General features: G+C 44.7%; 9 protein-coding genes. All 9 read left to right on the plus strand.

Going from position 1 to position 18,456, the window contains the following annotated elements:
• Positions 1–41: 41 nt before the first annotated feature.
• Positions 42–1,502, plus strand: a complete 1,461-nt coding sequence (locus AC1DWN_RS11325; protein WP_477559002.1) for a M17 family metallopeptidase — start codon at positions 42–44, stop codon at positions 1,500–1,502.
• A gap of 120 nt (positions 1,503–1,622) precedes the next feature.
• Positions 1,623–9,491 carry an Ig-like domain-containing protein gene (locus tag AC1DWN_RS11330; protein ID WP_477559003.1) on the plus strand — a complete coding sequence of 2,623 codons (7,869 nt, stop codon included), beginning with the start codon at positions 1,623–1,625 and terminating at the stop codon, positions 9,489–9,491.
• Positions 9,492–9,885: 394 nt separating this feature from the next.
• Positions 9,886–10,827 (plus strand): aldo/keto reductase, encoded by a 942-nt coding sequence (locus AC1DWN_RS11335; RefSeq protein WP_477559004.1) that lies wholly within the window; start codon positions 9,886–9,888, stop codon positions 10,825–10,827.
• Positions 10,824–11,579, plus strand: a complete 756-nt coding sequence (locus AC1DWN_RS11340) for a sugar phosphate isomerase/epimerase family protein (RefSeq protein WP_477559005.1) — start codon at positions 10,824–10,826, stop codon at positions 11,577–11,579. The genes AC1DWN_RS11335 and AC1DWN_RS11340 overlap by 4 nt, the downstream gene beginning before the upstream one ends.
• 163 nt (positions 11,580–11,742) lie before the next feature.
• Positions 11,743–13,608, plus strand: coding sequence for a 3D-(3,5/4)-trihydroxycyclohexane-1,2-dione acylhydrolase (decyclizing) (gene iolD, locus AC1DWN_RS11345; protein ID WP_477559006.1), 1,866 nt, complete (start codon positions 11,743–11,745; stop codon positions 13,606–13,608).
• An 18-nt stretch (positions 13,609–13,626) separates the two neighbouring features.
• Positions 13,627–14,622: a 5-dehydro-2-deoxygluconokinase gene (gene iolC, locus AC1DWN_RS11350; protein ID WP_477559007.1), complete on the plus strand. Its 996-nt coding sequence runs from the start codon at positions 13,627–13,629 to the stop codon at positions 14,620–14,622.
• Positions 14,623–14,643: 21 nt separating this feature from the next.
• Entirely contained in the window at positions 14,644–16,104 is a 1,461-nt protein-coding gene (locus AC1DWN_RS11355; RefSeq protein ID WP_477559008.1) for a CoA-acylating methylmalonate-semialdehyde dehydrogenase, read from the plus strand.
• A 94-nt stretch (positions 16,105–16,198) separates the two neighbouring features.
• Positions 16,199–17,011 carry a 5-deoxy-glucuronate isomerase gene (gene iolB / locus AC1DWN_RS11360; protein ID WP_477559009.1) on the plus strand — a complete coding sequence of 271 codons (813 nt, stop codon included), beginning with the start codon at positions 16,199–16,201 and terminating at the stop codon, positions 17,009–17,011.
• A 793-nt stretch (positions 17,012–17,804) separates the two neighbouring features.
• On the plus strand, positions 17,805–18,456 hold a 652-nt coding region (locus AC1DWN_RS11365; RefSeq protein WP_477559010.1), incomplete at its 3' end, for an AraC family ligand binding domain-containing protein.

The following is an 18,456-nucleotide window of genomic DNA, read 5'->3' on the forward strand; positions in this document are numbered from 1 at the left end:
GAAGAAGGAGTAACACTTCTAAATGATTTGGAGGTTGTCTGATGAGTATGGATCAAGAAGCTGATGAGATTACGCAAACATTAATAATTCCTATTTATCAAGAAACTTTGGAACGAATCTTGGACCTGCCGCAAGTCGGACAGCTATTCGATTCATCCGTATTGCGATCGCATATGGGCGTCAAGGATGCTATAACGTGGTTTTATGGTCGTCAAGGACAACATGATGTTGTACTCGTGGGCATGGGCGAGGCAGCACTAAGTCATCCCGTTCGCATTCGGGAAGCAGCCGGCAATATGGGAAGAGCAGCAGTAAAAGAGCAGTGTGTTAACGTGCATGTTTCTTTTCAGGCGTTATGGGATGGAAATACAGCACTGGATCAAGAAACAGAAGCAATATCGGCATGGGTGGAAGGCTGGAAGCTAGGTACTTATTCCTTCGATAAATATAAAACAAAGATTGAGAAGCGGGAAGTTCCTGCACTTTCTTTCGACCGACAGTCGGACTTACAGACCAAAGAGGCCATTCATCGTGGGGAAATTCAAGCAGAAGGCACTTTATGGGCGCGAGATCTCGCGAATGAACCTGCTAACCATTTGCGTCCGTTAGTTTTGGCGGACAGAGTGAAGGAGCGTTTTGCTAATACCGCCGTGGAGATTAATGTTTATACTGGCGAGGAGCTGGAGCGACTTAACTTTGCCGGAGTAATTGCGGTTGGTAAGGGAAGYGTATTTCCGCCTGCCTTTATCGAGCTTCGATATTGTACAGATAGCTCAAAACCACTTACGGCTTTGATTGGCAAAGGAATTTCGTTTGACACTGGGGGAATCAGCCTTAAACGCGATCACGATATTAGCAATATGAGGATGGATATGGCTGGAGCTGCTGGAGTACTGGGAGCGCTGGATATCGTGGTTAAGAGCGGTGTGTCCGCCAATATTGTGGTGTTGGTGCCAACTGCAGAGAACGTAATTTCCGGGGACTGTATGCTGCCAAGTGATGTGATCCAATATGCGAACGGCCTTACTGTTCAAGTTGGAAATACCGATTCGGAAGGCCGACTCATCCTTGCTGATGCGTTGATCTATGCCCATCGCATAGGTGCAGCGGAAGCGATAGATATGGCGACGTTAACTTATGCAGTCGTTGGGGCACTCGGCACCAAGATCGCGGGTATTTTGGGCAATGACGAGCTCGTGCAATTGTGTAAAAATGCTGGTGAGCCATTCGGCGAGAAAGTTTGGCAGCTGCCATTAGTAGATGAGTACGAATCGTACATGGATAGCACATATGCGGATGTCTGCAACATCAGCAGCGGTGATGGTGCGGGTGCGATTACAGCTGCGTTGTTCTTGCGGAAGTTTGTTCACCCTTCAATGAAATGGGCACATATCGACATGAACGGTCCGAAGGATTCATCTTCTGCTAAAGGTGAAAAGGCTGTCGGAGCGACAGGCTTTGGTGCGAGAATGCTGGCTTCATATTTGATGTCGAGGGAATAAGGAGAGTGACACTCCTTATTAAATTTATGTAAACGCAACCATTTACATTAATAACACAAAACAACAAGAGAGTAGGCGTTATAACCGAATTTATTAAACATTATATGTGGGAGGTTATTTATGTTAAGTGTGAGGAATAAGAGATTTGTTAGTATGATTTTAGTTATGAGTTTGTGGGTTAGCTGTATCTGTGTCGGTTTTCCTAATTCTAATTCAAATGCTTATGCTGAAGAAGGCAGCCAGTCTGTAGCAGTCACGGGATTAGTTGGTGAATGGAAATTTGACGAAGTGACATTGGGAGGTATATCACCGGACACGTTGTTGCGAAATAATTCAACACTTACTGGCGCTGCATTAGGAACCGGCAAGGTAGGTAAAGCTTTATTATTAAATGGCTATAGTAATTACGCAACTGTACCGAATCAGAATTTAATAAATACAGGCAGTGATTTCTCCATGAGCTTGTTTGTTAATTTCAATTCGCCCTATACGAATCGAAACGTAGTAATTGTTCAGCAGCAGGGTGAAGGTGGAGAAACGCTGCTGTCACGTAGACCTGATGGTAGATTACAATCCTCTCTTGGCGGAAAAACGACAATTGGAGATACATTAATTGAGCCTAAGAACTGGTATCATATTGCTCTTGTCAGAGAGAGTGATCTGGTTAAGCTTTATGTTAACGGTGCACTCGAAACGGTTACAGAAGATACGTTATTAATATCGAATATTGGTGATTTTCGGATCGGAGCTGACCGCGAGCCGGAAGTGACCAATGCGTGGCCGGGTTACGTCGACGAACTCAAGATTTATGACAAAGCTCTGACGAATGAAGAAATGAAACAGATTCCGGGTTTTAGCTGGCCAATTATTTCATTAAAAGGTGATTCTGAAATAGAGTTATCTTTAAATGATACCTATGTAGATAGCGGAGCAACGGCGTCCGATGCATCAGGGAAAAATATTACGGATAGTATTCAAACAACTGGACAAGTCGATACGAGCAAAGGCGGTATATATAAAGTAATATACACAGTCCCTAGCTCAGATGGAGTTTCGATTTCCAAAGTGCGAACGGTAACGGTTACACCTCCCAAAACGTTATCTCGCGCTAGCCGAGTATTAATTGACAAAGGGCTGCAAATGCAAACATGGATGACAACGGATGAAACGAAACGGACATATGCATCTGCTGATGAATGGACGGGAAGTAATTTCACCACAGCTACCTACTACGAATATCCAGGCTACAATAAAAAGTTTCATGAGGAAGTGCCAGGAGCACAATGGTCATATGTGAAAGGGGCTTTCGGTGATGGCTTGGGTGGCGGTCCGAAAAAAGGAGATATGGATGGTTTTCTGGAAGATGCTCAAAAAGATAATGTGAATAATCTCATTACAATATCTTTTGGAGATGAAGAAAGCTACAGTCCGGAGATATTGAAAACATTTACGGATTGGTTCAAATTGAGCCACGATCTGTATCCGAATGTTCTCGCTCATAGCAACCAACAATCGCGTCAATGGCAAAGGGACGATTATGAAACCTATATTCGTACGGCCGAGCCGGATCTGCTCACTTTCGATGATTATTTATTCACGACGATAGGCTCTGACAATAATCATTTTACAACGATTGTCAATAACATCAATGATCAAAGGACAATTGCTCTAAAGGGCTATGATGGAACAGGGCAAAGTCCAATCGCTTTCGGGCAATATTTGCTTGGTTTTAAGACAGGTGGATATTCAGGAGACACAGGCTCCTATATCATAACCGAATCTCAAATATATGGCGTTCCATTCGCTACGCTGACGTTGGGTGGAAAATGGCTCAGCTTGTTCAGATGGGAGTATGACAGTAGATACTTCTTGTTATTCGACAAGGATGGAAAGCCTACAGAGCAATATTACCAATACGCCGAAATGGCAAAACAAATTAAAAACCTCGGCCCGCATCTTGTACGGTTAAATAGTACAGATACTTCTATTGTACCTGGACAGCATAAGGATGAAAATGGAAAAGTAGTGAAGAACTTAACACCGAGAGAAACTCCAGTATTCGATAAAAATAACCAGTTGAAGCATCCCTATCTAAAGAGTATAGTTGCGAAAAACACTAGTATAGTTGCAGGTGACACTAGTGATAAAGAGAAGCTTAATGGCGATGTGTTGCTTGGTTTCTTTGAGCCGCTGCCGGATACTCAGGATTTTTTCAAATCAGCAGATATGGAATATTTTATGATTATGAACGGATTGACCTCAGGTAACGGTAAAACGGTGGAGCAGCAGAAAGGAAAAGGTACAGAGACAGAACAGACGATTACGGTAAAATTAAATCTAGCTAAATACAGCAAAGATGCTATCAAAAAAGTAAGCAGGCTTACAGGTGAACTCGAGTCTGTGGCATTGAAGCCATTGGGTGGAAACCTGTATGAACTAAAAGTCGTTCTTAACGGCGGAGTAGCGGATTTATTCCAATTGGATAAAGCTAAAGTTAATGCTAGCTATATTGCTTCGGATTCACTAAGTCTTCCGGAAGCATTTCGTATGAATGCGGGAGAAACGATAGCACTAGAGGCTGCTGTATCGCCAGCAGAAGCAACAGAGAAGAGTGTGAATTGGTACACTTCCAATGAGCAGGTTGCGACAGTAGATTCAAATGGGAATGTAACAGCGAAAGCTGGAGGAAAAGCCGTTATTACAGCACTTAGTGTGGATGGCAACAAGAAGGCAACTGTCACCATCACAGTTTCTAGTGTTAATGTCCCTGTAACTGGAATTACGGTTACTCCATCTACTGCAAAGCTCTTTACAGAAGAAACGCTCGGGTTGAACGCTGTGGTCTTACCAAACAATGCGACAAACAAAGCATACGATTGGTCTAGCAGTGACATAAATATAGCAACTGTAGATCAAAATGGCATCGTCATTGCCAAGGCTCCGGGTTCGGTAGATATTACGGCAAAAACGTCAGATGGGCTTTTTCAAGCCAAAAGTACGATAACGGTATTGGATATGGAAAGCGATGCGTCATTGTCAGAGTTAATCGTCGATGATGGAAGAACGAATATTCCTTTTGATAGTGAGGTTTTTGATTATACAACTACGATCAATTCAAAGGTAGATACAATTACGCTGCAGCCACGTCTGAAAAACAATGAAGGCACGATTACAGTAAATGATACAACAATCGTGAGTGGACAGCTAATAACTGCGGAGATACCGATGGGGAACAGCAAAATCGTCATCGTTACGACTGCGGCGGACGGAATTACAAAGAAGACCTATACGCTAACGGTAAAACGGAATAAAAATTTAGCGCTTGAAGCTACGGTTGTAAGTGCGACGTATTTGAATAAAGAAGGAGAAGCAGCTGACAAAAGCCGAAATGATTACGATAACGCAAGTGAGCATTCACCGCTGAAGTTTGCTGATGGAAAAATTGAGACTTATTTTCAAAGCGTAGAATATAAAAAGAAAGAATCGGGAGATCTCTGGGGGCTAAATGGTAAGGGGGAGTTTGATCCGGCGAATCGAATCATGCTGCAATGGGATGATGATAACCTTCAAGATTTCAATAAGCTTGTCTTAGTTGTTAACAATGCTCAGCAGCAAGGGTTAACCGTCATGGATACTCAGACAACCGTAGACGGTACTAAATGGGATGAGCTCAATAAAAGTGCCTATAAACCGACCTGGCAAACAGACAGTCCGGACATTTACGAGAAGATAACGATCGATCTACCGAATTATAAAGAAGAATACGGAAATGATTACAAAGGTTTAAAAGGCATATTTTTACTGCTGTGGGCAGCAAATTTAAATGCAGAACACAAATATGCCATCAGTGAGTTCGAACTGTATAATGAGCAGGATGCGACAGAGCCTGTTAAATTGATAGTTAGCGATATACCTGCGACGGCGATTCAGATCGAACCTGGATCATTGGAGCTGCTGGTTCATAATACAGCGAAGCTAACTGCTAGTTTCACACCAGCTAATGCAACTGATAAAAAGGTAGAATGGTCAAGTAGTGATGAGCGTGTTGCAACCGTGAATAAGCAGGGGATTGTTACCGCAATCCAAGCTGGAAAGGCAATGATTACGGCAAAAACTAATGGTAACCTTACCTCAAAAAGTGAAATCACAGTAACGAATCCTAATAGTGACGCATCCTTGGCGACTCTCAAAGTAAATGGTGGCAACACGAATATATCCTTTWACAGCAGTACTACCGACTATACATTAAGCCTCGATCCAAGTGTAGATACGATCACATTGGTACCAGAGCTAAACAAAACAAACGGAACAATGAAAGTCAACGGCATTTCTGTGAGGAGCGGTCAGTTGATAACAGCCAAGGTGCCGATGGGGAACAGTAAGATCGCTATTGTGACCCTAGCGGCGGACCGGTTCACAACGAAGACCTATACGCTAACGGTAAAACGGAATAAAAATTTAGCGCTTGAAGCTACGGTTGTAAGTGCGACGTATTTGAATAAAGAAGGAGAGCCAGCTGACTTAAGCCGAAACGATTACGATAACGCAAGTGAGCATTCTCCGCTTAAGTTTGCTGACGGAAAAGTTGAGACTTACTTCCAAAGTGTAGAGAATAAAATAAAAAAACAGGGAGATCTCTGGGGGCTAAATGGTAAGGGCGAATTTGATCCGGCGAATCGGATTATGCTGCAATGGGACGATGATAACCTTCAAGATTTCAATAAGCTTGTTCTAGTCGTGAATAACGCTCAGCAGCAAGGATTAACTGTCTTTAACATTCAGACGTCTGTAAATGGTACAGAATGGGATGAAATTGTCGGTACTGCCTCAAAACCAACTTGGCAAACAGACAGTCCGGATATTTACGAAAAAATAACGATCGATTTACCGAACTACAAGGAATTTTACGAAAAAGAAGGCAAAGATTACAAAGGTGTGAAGGGCATATATTTACTGCTGTGGGCTGCAAATTTAAAAGATCACAAATATGCCATCAGCGAGTTCGAGCTTTATAATGAGCAGGATGCGACGGAGCCTGTCTTATTGACAGTAAGTGATATACCAGTTGATCCTGAGAATCCTAATGATTCAATAGTTGCTGACTGGGTATTCACAGAAGCAAATGTGCAGTCCGGAACATCTATTGCAGCGGGCAATTTAGTTATTAAAGATAGAAGTGGCAATAACAACGATCTTAAAATGGCTTCGTTCGGAGAGTTTGAAGGCAAAATGCTGTCTTTTACTGACGACGGTGCTGTTGAGTTTGCAAATGCTAGAAAAGCAGGGGATTATTTTACTACAGTGGAAAAGGCCCCAATCAATACGGAAACTTTTAAAAAAGGCTTTACTATTGAAGCAGAATTTAAGCTTGGCTCCAGTGTTAATAAATGGATGGGCATATTGACCCGCCAAGGAGTTAACAGATTTGAAGCTGGCAATGAGGAGTCGCTATCAACTCTTTCTATTTCGGAGATTCCGGAGGTTCAATGGGCGAGTACCCCTGGGGACTTGAGCCCGAACTCGAACTCGAACGAGATCCAGACGAACTGGTCGAACTCGCTTTCCTATATCAAGGCATGGGCGAAGTCAAAGGACTACACACACGTTGCGATCGTGAATGATGGTACGAAGACGCGATTATTCCTAAATGGCATAGAATCCATTCGCAATCCTCAAACTGACGGGATTATTAATGGGATCGCGGCTGAAGTGGGCAAGGGGTGGAATGTCGGTGCTTCTGAATGGGATGGCAAACCAAACAGCCTCTATTTAGGGAAAATTAAACATATCAGGGTATCCGATAAAGCACTGGAAAAGGACCAATTCTTTAAAACGGAATTCAACTACCCAGTAGACTATGGGACGAACAATGATCTTCCTATGTTTGCACCCGATACGTATACATTTGCTATCATCCCAGATCCACAGTATGTGGTGCAATCAAAACCAGAAATTCTGGAGAAACAGCTCCAGTTTATTGCAGACAATCATATAAGTAAAAATATCGCCATGACGTTAAATGTTGGCGACACGACCCAAAGCAGCGCGGCCAAAGAATGGGCTTCCGCCGATAAAGCATTTAAGATTTTGGATAACGCCAAAGTCCCATACATTGTTACGCGTGGTAACCATGATACGAACGGTACCGGCTATATAGACACCATGGGTCCCAAAAGGTTTTCCGAGACTGAGCACTTCCAGGGAGCCTCTCCTTCCGGTTTAAGTACTTATTCGATCATAACCGCTGGTAGCTACAAGTATATGTTCCTAGCGGTAGACTCAGTAGGGAACGATTCAAGTAATACGACAGAAAGAAACTGGGCAAAAACGGTGCTTAATGAGAATCCGAACATCCCAACAGTCATTTTCTCTCATAATATTATGACTATCGACGACAGCGGTCAAGTGAGTGAAGGCGGTCAGGGCAGTTTATTCTGGAGTGACCTTGTCGAAAATTATGATCAAGTATTTATGATGGTAGGCGGTCATATCAGTGGTGCAGGTCTGAATGTGAAGAAGAACGCCAAGGGAAAAGACGTCTTGCAGGTGTTAACTGACTATCAATCGGATATTGCAGGCGGTAACGGTTGGACATCGTTCTTTGAATTTGATGAAAAATCGAAAGAGATTCGTGTTAAGACGTTCTCGCCATATGTAGACAGCATTCCGGTAGGTGAGCGTTCATACCTTGACACGAAGTTCCTGATTGGTCCCGGCGATATGTACAGTATTCCATTCAATTTTAGTAGTAGGTTTATCTTTACGAAAAATGATACAACATCACCACCGGTAATAATAATTCCTGATCTGACAAATGGCAAAGGCTCAATTAAATTGAATGTGCCGAATGTTGATGCTAGAACAGGAGAAGCAAAGGCAGTGGTAGAAGAGCGAGACTTGAACAAAGCGCTTAGCACAGCTCCGACCGATGATAATGGCGTGAAAACCGTTAAAGTTGAAGTGCCGAAAGCGAATAAACCTAGATCGTATGTCGTTGAGCTTCCGAAAGCAGCGCTTACTGCTGATCAAGCGACGCATATGATCGAGATTACGACTGAATTTGGAACAATAACTGTACCTGCCAATATGCTACAAGGACAGGATTTGTCCGGAGCGAAGACAGTCGCGATAGTTATTGCCAAAGTAGATCAAACATCGCTTGATCCGGCCTTACAGCAGCAGATCGGAGCTAGGCCTGTAATTGAAGTTGATGTATATATCGATGGAGTTAAGGTGGCTTGGAATAATCCACAAGCTCGAGTGAAAGTTACTGTTCCATATAAGGCGGCTGATGCCGAGTTGGCCGATCCGGAGCATATTGTAGTTAGTTACATTAGCAACGCTGGCATAGCGACACCTGTATCTAACGGAAAATATGATTCTGCTAAAGCAACGGTCACTTTTACGACGACTCATTTCAGCAAGTACGCTGTTATGTTTGTCCATAAGACGTTTGAAGACCTCGAGAAGGTGAACTGGGCTAAAAAACAAATCGAGGTGCTAGCGTCTAAGGGGATTATTAATGGCATGTCGGAAACAAAGTACAATCCGTCAGCTTCCATAACTAGGGCGGACTTTATCGTCCTACTTGTGAGGGCGCTTGAGCTAACGGCTGCAACCGATTCGAGTTTCACTGATGTGAATTCTTCAGCCTACTATTATAATGAAGTGATGATCGCCAAGAAGCTTGGAATTACTAACGGCACTGGAAACAATAAGTTTAATCCTCTTCAACCGATTACAAGACAGGATGCATTCGTTCTTCTGCATAAAGCGATGAAGGTCTCGGGTTTAAAGCTGAACGAAGATACTTCTTCTGAGCTGGATCATTTTAACGACAAGACAAAGGTTGCTAATTATGCGACAGAAAGCTTGGCTATAATGGTCAAGAATGGAATCATTCAAGGAAATGGGAAGTACATTCTTCCGCTAGATTCATTATCCAGAGCAGAGACGGCAGTAGTTTTGTATAACATGATTAACAAATAATTAATAAAGAATTGCCGCCCGAGTTAAATAGGGCGGTTTTTTCTTTTTTTGTATTAACTAATTATGGAAGCTGATGGATATAAAAATGAAAGGGTTTTCAATATTAGTGTTTAGTTAAGGTAAGTAATTTTTATAGGCTATTGTAAAACGGGTTAGAATCCATTATACTGACTTCAATTACCATATGATAACGATACCAGAAAATAATTCTGTTCAGGTATGGTATCGATACCATACGGAGTGATGAGTAAAGTGTATGGGCCTTTTACGGTGATTTGTTGGAGGCTGCTGCGATGCATTGTCTGAACGATAAGGCATGCATTTTTGAATATCGATTGATGCCTGTATTTAATGTTGAAGAATAGAATAACCATAGTAGTAGAGGAGTGTTTATATGAAAATGATGGAGATTCAGGGCGTGAACAAGCCCATGTCCCGGTTGATCATGGGAACGGGAGATCTTAGAGAATTGAATGAGGCGAAACGCTTGATGCTCGATTCTTACATTGAAGCTGGCGGCAATATGTTTGACACCGCCCATCAGTACAGAGGGAAAGAGAAGATTCTGGGACAGTGGCTCGATGAGAAGAAGATTAGGGATAAAGTAGTTATTATGACCAAGGGCGCTCATCATGATGACGGGAGCCCAGGAGCAAGGGTTAACCCGCAAGCAATTCGTAAGGATTTAGCCGAGAGTCTAGAGAGACTGGGCACAGATTATATTGATTTATATGCCCTTCATAGAGACGATCCAAGTGTAGAGGTCGGGCCAATTATGGAGGAGCTGAATGAGCAGCTAGGTACGAAGAAGATCCGGGCGATCGGTGCTTCGAACTGGTCGTATCAACGTATTCAGGAAGCGAATGATTACGCGGCAGCACATCAATTAGTAGGTTTCACTTTTAGTAGTACAAACCTGAGTCTTGCCAAGGCGAAGGAACCGAGGTGGGAGGGCTGTGTTTCGGCTGATGAGGATACCTGTGAGTGGCATGAACGCAATCAGCTGACACTATTGTCATGGTCTTCTCAGGCAGGTGGATTTTTCTCGGGTAATTTTACGCCAGATAATCTCTCGGATGCGGAAATGGTGAGAGTCTATTACAACGACAACAACTGGGAGCGGTACCGGCGTGCGGTAAAACTGGCGGAGCAGAAACAAGTATCGCCGATTCAAATTTCATTATCTTATGTTCTTCATCAACCTTTCCCTACATGTGCGATCATCGGTCCACGGAATCCTGATGAGCTCCATGACTCGGTACTGGCTATGAATCTACCATTAACACGTGGGGAAGTTGAATGGTTGGATTTAAAAAAGGAGGAAATTGCGGAATGATTAGAAATCAATTAGCGGCTCAGCTTTATACCTTAAGAAATGAAGTGAAAAAGGACTTTCCAGCAGTATTGAGGCAATTAAGTGAGATGGGCTGGGCGGCTGTGCAGATCGACGGGCTGCATGGATATGAAGCGCGAGAAATTGCTGCAGTGATGAAAGAAGTTGGATTACGTACTGCCGGCATGCATGTAGGGCTGGAAAGAATGAAGTTTGATTTGGAGGCTGTGCTCGAAGAGGCTCGCTTGTTCGATACCAAAGACTTTATCTGTCATTCATTGCCGGATGGCCTGCAAAATCCAGAAGGGTATGCAAGCGTGAAGAGTGATTTGCTTGAAGTCGCTGCCAAAGTTCAGGGTACGGGATATCGCGTAGGATATCATAATCATGATTTTGAATTTCATACAACTATAGAAGGTAAATTTGCACTTGAATACTTGCTCGAGGATCCGGCTATTTACGCGGAAATTGATACGTACTGGGTTCGCAAAGCTGGTCAAGATCCTCTGTCCTTCATCCGTAATTATGCGAATCGTATGCCGATCCTTCATCTGAAGGATATGACTGCGGACAGCAGAGAGACTTTCGCAGAGATCGGATCAGGGGTCATCGATTTTGCTCCAATCCTCCAGTGGGGATTGCAAAGTGGCGTTGAATGGTTTGCGGTAGAGCAGGATTACTGCTCGGGAAGTCCGATGGACAGTCTGGCTGCTAGCTTGGAATACTTATTGAAGTTGGAAGAAACACTCGTTTGATAACTGCACAACAATAGCGCCTACTAATCGTCGCCGTGCCGGAAACGATTTGGGTCCTAGAGATATGACGCACTATTTAATCCCGACTAAACCTGAAGCCCGCGACTAAACTGGAACGGCGGGCATTTTCTCATCCAATCTATAATGAACCGAGGTTTTGCTGATGAAAACGATTCGCTTGACTATGTCGCAGGCTTTGCTGCGATTTCTGGATCAACAGTATTTGTCTGTGGACGGAGAAGAGATTAAGTTCGTTCGTGGTGTTATGGGCATCTTCGGACACGGCAATGTCACAGGAATTGGTGAGGCCCTTGAACGAGAACTTGGTGATTTAATGTTCGTTCAGGGTAAGAACGAACAAGGGATGGTTCACGCAGCTACAGCTTATGCTAAGCAGAAAAACCGCCGTCAGATTTTTGCATGCACGACCTCAATAGGTCCGGGAGCGCTCAATATGATGACAGGCGCAGCAACAGCAACAGTTAACCGTATACCTGTGCTGCTGCTGCCAGGCGATAACTTTGCTTCCCGCCAGCCTGACCCTGTTCTACAGCAATTGGAAGTTCCGAGTGACTACTCGATATCGGCTAACGATCCGTTCAAGTCGGTCAGTAAGTTCTGGGACCGCATCGTTCGTCCGGAGCAGCTGATGTCATCCCTTATACAAGCGATGCGAGTTCTGACAGATCCAGTAGAAACAGGGGCGGTCACTTTAGCACTGCCGCAGGACGTACAAACGGAAGCCTATGATTATCCAGCACGCTTCTTCGAGAAGCGTGTTCATTTCCTGCAGCGTCGTCCGGCTGAGCAGGATGCTATCCTACGTGCAGCAGATTTAATCGCACGCAAAAAGAAGCCTTTGATTATCGCAGGTGGTGGCGTTCACTACGCGGATGCGACAAGAGAGCTTCTTGCTTTCGCAGAAGCCTTCGGCATTCCGGTAGCTGAGACGCAAGCGGGTAAAAGCGCGGTACCGTGGAATCATTCGCTCAGCCTTGGCGGAGTTGGTACGACAGGCACACTGGCAGCGAATCGAGTTGCTGCTGAAGCAGATTTGATCATCGGCGTCGGTACACGATTTTCCGATTTCACGACCGCATCCAAATCAGCTTTTCGCAACCCAGATGTAGCATTTCTGAACTTGAATGTTAATTCTTTTGATTCGGTCAAGATGGAAGCTGAGTCTGTTACGGCGGATGCAAAGGCATCGCTTGTTGCGCTGCAGAAGGAATTAATGGAACGCGGATTCAACTCCGGCTATGCTGACGGTTATATCGAAGAGTTGAAAGCGGAGTGGGACGGTGAAGTTGATCGTCTCTACTCTCTTGAGAGTGTTGATGGGTTAACACAGACAAGAGCTCTCGGAATCATCAATAGCTTTATCGGATCGACAGATGTTGTCGTCGGCGCTGCCGGCAGCCTTCCAGGCGATCTGCACCGTATCTGGCGGACGACGGAACCGAAGACGTATCACTTGGAATATGGCTTTTCCTKTATGGGGTACGAGATTAGCGGTGCGTTCGGTGTCGCACTTGCCGAACCCGAGCGTGATGTGTATGCGTTAGTTGGCGACGGAAGCTACCTCATGCTGCACTCTGAGCTGATTACGGCAATTCAAGAAGGCGTTAAGCTGACCATTCTACTATTCGATAATAATGGGTTTCAATGTATTCATAACTTACAACGCGGTCACGGCAGCGATGGATTCGGCAATGAATTCCGCTTCCGCTCCAAAGAGACGGGACGGCTGGACGGACCGTATATGCCAATCGATTTCTCATTACTTGCCCGTGGCTTGGGCGCAGCATCTTATACCGCCGGCACTGCCAAGGAGCTGGAGCAAGCACTTCATGACGCGAAAACGGAGCAAGGACCTGTTTTGGTGGAAATTAAGGTGCTTCCGGGAACGAATACGGGTGGTTATGACTCCTGGTGGAACGTCGGCGTACCTGAGGTATCTGTGAGTGAAAAAGTACGGATGGCGCATGAGAAGATGCAGCAAGACATCGGTGCGGCGCGTCCTTATTAATAGGAAAGAAGGGATACAATGGATACGATCACTTTTGCGAACGATAGAGATTTGGATTTTGTGGCGATTGGCCGTCTATGTATTGATTTAAACGCTAATGAAATCAATCGGCCGATGGAAGAGACGATGACATTCACCAAATATGTCGGCGGGTCACCGGCGAACATCTGCATTGGTATGTCGCGACTAGGCATGAAAACTGCGTTCATCGGCAAGATTGCTGATGATCAGATGGGGCGGTTTATCGACCAATACTTACGGAATAACGGCATAGACACTTCAGGCGTCAGCACGGATCGGACAGGGGCGGTTACTGGTCTTTCTTTTACAGAAATCAAAAGCCCGGAAGATTGCAGCATACTGATGTACCGCAGTAAAGTGGCTGATCTGTTGCTCGCACCAGAGGAAGTCGATGAATCGTTGATCGCTCGAAGCAAGGTTCTGCTCGTTTCCGGTACAGCGCTGGCACAGAGCCCATCCCGCGAGGCGGTTCTTCTTGCTCTTCGTTACGCTCGTAAACATAATACAAAGGTGATATTTGATATCGATTACCGGCCATATACGTGGGTATCCCCTGAGGAAACGGCGATTTACTATCATATGGCAGCGGAAAAAAGTGATATTATCATCGGCACACGTGAGGAATTCGATATGCTGGAGCGGTTCGACGGCAATACGGAGCGCAGTGACGAGGTAACAGCGGCGCAATGGTTTGGTTATCACGCTGAAATCGTCGTTATTAAGCACGGTAAAGATGGATCGATCGCTTATGGCAAAGATGGCAGCTCGCAGCGGGGTTCTATTTTCCCAGCTAAGGTTATCAAAACGTTCGGAGCTGGTGACTCCTATGCATCAGGTTTCATCTATGGGCTTATGCAGGGATGGGATGTCAGCCGCAGTATGACTTTCGGCAGCGCATCTGCTTCGATTGTTATTTCCAGCCACAGCTGCTCGGACGCTATGCCCACGGTCAAACAGATTGAACAATATATGCTTGCTTCCAAACAAGCTTAGTTGGAGAGGAGAACGGCAAATATGTCTCAAACAAATGCAATTGTAACCTTATCAAATTTTATAGGGGGCGAATGGATCGCTTCTAACTCAGGTAAGATGGACCCTGTGTTCAATCCAGCAACTGAAGAGATTCTAGCTTACGTTCCTCTGTCCTCCAAGGATGATGTGGATCAAGCTGTCCAGAATGCCAAAGAAACGTTTAAAACATGGAGTAAGACGCCGGTACCACGCCGTGCTCGAATTCTATTTAAATATCAGCAGTTATTGGTCGATCATTGGGAAGAGCTTGCTCAGATTATCACATTAGAGAATGGAAAAAACTATCAAGAGGCTCATGGGGAAGTGATGCGCGGCATTGAATGCGTCGAATTCGCTGCTGGGGCACCAACTCTTATGATGGGCAAGCAGCTTCCCGACATTGCCACGAATGTGGAGTCGGGCATGTACCGCTATCCGATTGGGGTTGTGGGAGGCATTACGCCATTTAACTTCCCGATGATGGTACCTTGCTGGATGTTCCCACTTGCGATCGCTTGCGGCAATACGTTCGTCCTGAAACCATCCGAGCGGACGCCTCTTCTAGCGAATCGACTGGTGGAGCTGTTTAAGGAAGCGGGTTTGCCGGACGGTGTACTGAATCTAGTACACGGATCACATGATGTAGTAAATGGATTGCTAGAGCACCCGGACGTCAACGCGATTTCGTTTGTCGGTTCCCAGCCGGTCGCGGAATATGTGTATAAAACGGCAACTGCGCAAGGGAAACGGGTACAAGCGCTCGCTGGTGCCAAAAATCATACGATCGTCATGCCGGATGCCGAGATGGACGGTGCAGTGACTCAGATCATTAACGCGGCGTTTGGCTCCGCTGGGGAACGATGTATGGCTTGTGCTGTCGTCGTCTCCGTTGGCGAAGCGTCCGAGACTTTGATCGATAAACTGGTCGCTGCAGCTGACAAACTGATCATTGGCAACGGTAGGGATAAAGATGTCTTCCTTGGTCCGGTTATCCGTGGTCCACATAAGGAGCGAACGCTCGGCTATATTGCGACGGGCATAGAAGAGGGAGCGGTACTACTTCGCGACGGACGTATGGATGCAGCATCAAGTGGCACAGGGTATTTCGTCGGCCCGACGATTTTCGATCAAGTGACGAGCGAGATGAAGATTTGGAAGGACGAAATATTTGCTCCTGTGCTGTCTGTTGTCCGAGTGGATACTTTGGAAGAGGCAATAGAGCTTGCCAATCGTTCAGAACTGGCAAATGGCGCATGTATTTTCACTCAAGACGGCAGCCATGTTCGCCAATTCCGGGAAACCATCGACGCTGGTATGCTGGGTGTAAATTTGGGCGTACCTGCCCCAATGGCATTTTTCCCTTTCTCCGGTTGGAAGAAGTCATTCTATGGTGACTTGCATGCCAACGGTTCAGACGGTGTAGAGTTCTTTACGAGAAAGAAAATGGTCACCTCCCGCTGGTAAGCAGGAGGCCTGCAGGGGGATAGGATGTTTCCGATCCTCCTGCTAAAATGATAGGATAATGAGTTGAATTACTGGAAGGGAGGCATTAGTAAATATGAGTGAATTGATAGTAAAGCCGAACCAGGCCCCGGACCAGGAAGGTAATATCCTTCGAGTTACGCCAGAATCGGCGGGGTGGGATTATGTTGGTTTTGAAGTGTTTACGCTAAGTGTCGGAGAAACACTGAGCCGACTGACAGGGGAACGTGAAGCTTGCGTTGTCTTGCTAAGAGGGAAGGCTGACGTTTCTACAGCAAAAACGGAATGGAAGAGCATTGGCCGTCGAATGAGTGTATTCGAGAAAATTCCACCATACTCCGTATATGTTCCTTCTGAGGATAAATTTACTGTTACCGCGCTAACTGATCTGCAAATCGCTGTATGTTGTGCTCCTGGAAGAGGGACGCATGCAGCAAGGTTGATTGAATCCGGTCAGGTTGGGGTTGAAAATCGTGGAGAGGGCATTACGCAGCGGCTCGTTCATAATATTTTGCCAGAAACAGCAGACGCTGACAGCCTGCTCGTCGTAGAAGTGTTTACGCCAGCCGGTCACTGGTCCAGTTTCCCTCCGCACAAGCACGACCGTGATTTCCTGCCGGAGGAATCGCTGCTAGAAGAAACCYATTATTATCAAGTTCAGCCAGAGCAAGGGTTTGCGGTACAGCGTGTCTATACAGACGACCGTTCATTGGACGAAACGCTGACTGTGGGTAATGGTGAAGTTGTACTAGTACCAAAGGGTTACCATCCTGTTTCTGCCCCTCCAGGCTATGATGTATATTATTTGAACGTAATGGCGGGACCCGTTCGTATCTGGAAGTTCTATAACGATCCGGATCATGCTTGGTTGATGCCTAAACCGCGATAAGGAATAAATGAGTACGTGATTCACAATTTATGATACTACCGTTGAAAGAGAGCTATGCCATTTGTAATGATTGGGCAGCTCTCTTTTTGGTGCGCCCACGGTGGGCACGGATGAGGCGCACAAACAAGTACCCACATTTCACCAATTGCAGCTCACCAGCCTAATTCACGAGCACAAATGCTCCTCATTTCACCGATTGTAGCCCATCGTCTGAAATCAAGAGCACAAGTCCCCCCTCATTTCGCCTATTGTGGCTAATCGACTGAATTCAAGAGCACAAGTCCCCCCTCATTTCGTCTATTGTGGCTAATCGACTGAATTCAAGAGCACAAGTCCCCCTCATTTCGCCTATTGTGGCTAATCGACATAAATAATAGTACCTCATCGTCTCCATATAGGGGGAATGTTCACAAATTAGTGCTTCTGTGTTCCATGCTTTATTTACAATGACTATGTAGTTTCAAAATTTGAAATTAAATGGAAACGTAAGAGGGTGTACTACGATTTAGTATCAGTGGATGAACTTAATTGTTGTGTTAGCTCGATCCATGTCCTCTTTCTGATAGATTAGTTGAGTATTCTGGAACTAAATCATCTATAATTCCATAATAACTCTCATTAGTTTCAGAATGTGAAACTAATTGTACATCTCCTCCAAATCGCTAGATGAAATGTACGTTCATGGCGATAACACCTCACAATATACATGGAACTTTGCGCAAACTCCAGCTATGATAGATATGGCTGCACAAAAGTGCTGAGTAGTATTTATTCATTCAAGGTGGTGTTTAAATTGGATAATATCGGACTAACAAGAGCAATAACTAATCGGAAGAAATTTCATTTTGATAATGTCTATTTTAATGATCCTCAATTATATGAATCGATCCTACTATTCCAAATCGGGGATTTATCCTGCGATGCAGGGTATGTCATTGGCGAACATATTCAACACTGCTATGAAATAAGCTATATTGTTTCAGGGAAGGGAATATACTATCGTGATGGGATCGCCTATCCTGTTAAGGCGGGTGATATTTTTCTGAATTTACCGGGTGAGAAGCACGATGGGAAGGCAGATTCAATTGAACCCTTTCGCTACTTCTATGTTGGATTTATTTTTGCAGAAGGTGTAGACGTTCAAAATTCTCTTATCCATATTCAAAAAATGTTTGATCACATTCAAAATCCAGTCACAGCCGACAATATAGKCATTCATGAGCCTTTTGTAAGTATATTCAACGAGCTAATTAATTTAAATAGTTACTCAACTTTAATGATCAAAACCTATCTGAATCAGATTATTGTATTAGCTTACCGTAATTTTTTTGAAAGCTGGAAACCCGATTACTCTCCACAAAAAAAGACAGACGAAAACAAAAAAATGGTATACGAAATTATCCATTACATAGATTACAACCTGCTTAAAATGACAGAGCTTACTC

The organism is Paenibacillus sp. P4_A7 (assembly GCF_056402455.1).

Bases quoted from the DNA above. Each gene is read 5' to 3' on its own strand.
- iolC (WP_477559007.1), top strand. From the start codon at position 13,627: ATGGATACGATCACTTTTGCGAACGATAGAGATTTGGATTTTGTGGCG.
- AC1DWN_RS11335 (WP_477559004.1), top strand. From the start codon at position 9,886: ATGAAAATGATGGAGATTCAGGGCGTGAACAAGCCCATGTCCCGGTTG.
- AC1DWN_RS11340 (WP_477559005.1), top strand. From the start codon at position 10,824: ATGATTAGAAATCAATTAGCGGCTCAGCTTTATACCTTAAGAAATGAA.
- AC1DWN_RS11355 (WP_477559008.1), top strand. From the start codon at position 14,644: ATGTCTCAAACAAATGCAATTGTAACCTTATCAAATTTTATAGGGGGC.